Origin of the sequence: Streptomyces sp. NPDC096105, assembly GCF_044763335.1 — a bacterium.
GTDB lineage: Bacteria > Actinomycetota > Actinomycetes > Streptomycetales > Streptomycetaceae > Streptomyces.
Map to the genome: position 1 here is coordinate 1 of NZ_JBIWGC010000054.1, position 1,425 is coordinate 1,425.

The window sequence follows — 1,425 nt, forward strand, 5'->3', positions numbered from 1 at the left end:
ATCCCCGCACGCTCCAGAGCGTCCGCCACCAGCCCCAGATTGTCCGCCGCCGCACCCGCCGCCGTGAACGAGTCGACCACCCGCCCCCACAACGGCTGATCGTGGAACGACGCCTGGCACACACCCGCGTCCGGGCCGAGCACGGCCTGCCGCTGCCGGTCCAGGCGCGCGGCCGACGCCCGGTCGCGCACCTTCCGTCCGACGCCGAGTCCCCTGCGCGCGAGCTTCCGGATCGGCCGCGACCCCGGTGCCATCAACGCGTCCCGGAAGACGTGCTTTCAGGTGCCTTCTCGAAGGAGCTCGGGAAGGGGAAGTACTCCTCCAGGAAGGAGAACATGCGGGCCGTGACCTCGGCGCGCTGCTCCGGCGGCACGTCGACGTCGTTGAGGCAGAAGAAGTCGAAGTTGCGCTTCGTCCGGATGCCCTCGAGACGGCGGTCCGCGTCCTCACGGCTGATGTTGACGTACCGGAAGCGGAACTTGCCCGGGACGCCCTTGCCGGTGATGTACGCGTGGTTGTAGTGCATCGAGGCGGTCATGGCGATGTCGTCGGGCGACCGGAAGCGCGAGCGCATGGTCTGGCCGACCTCCTCGGGGAACATCTCCTCGAGCTCCTGCAGCACGGACCGCACCTGCGGCAGCGGGGTGTGCATGAAGTTGTGCGTGATGAAGCGGTCGTGGGCCTTCATCAGCAGCTGGCGCACGTTCTTGCCGGCCGAGTTGGTGGCGGTCTCGCCGCCGTGCGGCTGGCCGACGCCGACCTTGAGCGGCGAGAACGGGATGCGGGCGATGCCGTTGGCGTAGAAGAAGTGCTGCGGGGTGACGCTGCGGCCGACGAACACGTCGTCGTTGAAGTACAGGTAGTGGTCCGACAGGCCCGGGATGTGGTGCAGCCGCGTCTCGATCGCGTGCGAGTTGAACACCGGCAGGACGCCCTCGGGGAAGATGTCCTTGTGGTCCACGACCGTCACGCCGGGCGCGTCGGCGTTCAGCCACTCGGGGGTCTGGCCGTCGGTGACGATGTACACGTGTCGCACGAAGCCGGCGTACATCTCCAGCGACCGCAGCGAGTACTTCAGCTCGTCGTGGCTGGTGTACCGGGACTCGTTGGTCTCCTTGTCGAGGATCGCCGGGACGCCCTCGCTCTTGTACTTCTGGCGCTTGGCGCGCAGCTCGGGGTCCTCGCCGTCGACCCAGGTGTAGACGACGTCGATGGGGAACGTCACGTCCTCCACCGTGGTCACCGTGAACGGCGCGAACGTCGGGAAGTCGCGGCCCTGGACAGTGATCTTGGCGGACTTCTGCTCGCTGGTGGGCATGACGTCCGATATGCGGTTGCGGCGGGGGGCGACGAGGGAGTCGGCCAGCACATCGGCCGAGGCCTGCGGCGACACACGCGCCAGCTCCGCCTCCGCCTGCGGACCCG

General features: G+C 68.4%; 1 protein-coding gene and 1 pseudogene. Both read right to left on the bottom strand.

The genetic code is table 11. The features are described from left to right. A pseudogene (locus ACIQ8B_RS32955) lies at positions 1 to 254 on the bottom strand (sugar phosphotransferase); the annotation flags it as partial. Further along, on the bottom strand, positions 254 to 1,425 hold a 1,172-nt coding region (locus ACIQ8B_RS32960; RefSeq protein WP_403552006.1), incomplete at its 5' end, for a stealth family protein. The pseudogene ACIQ8B_RS32955 and the gene ACIQ8B_RS32960, both read right to left, overlap by 1 nt.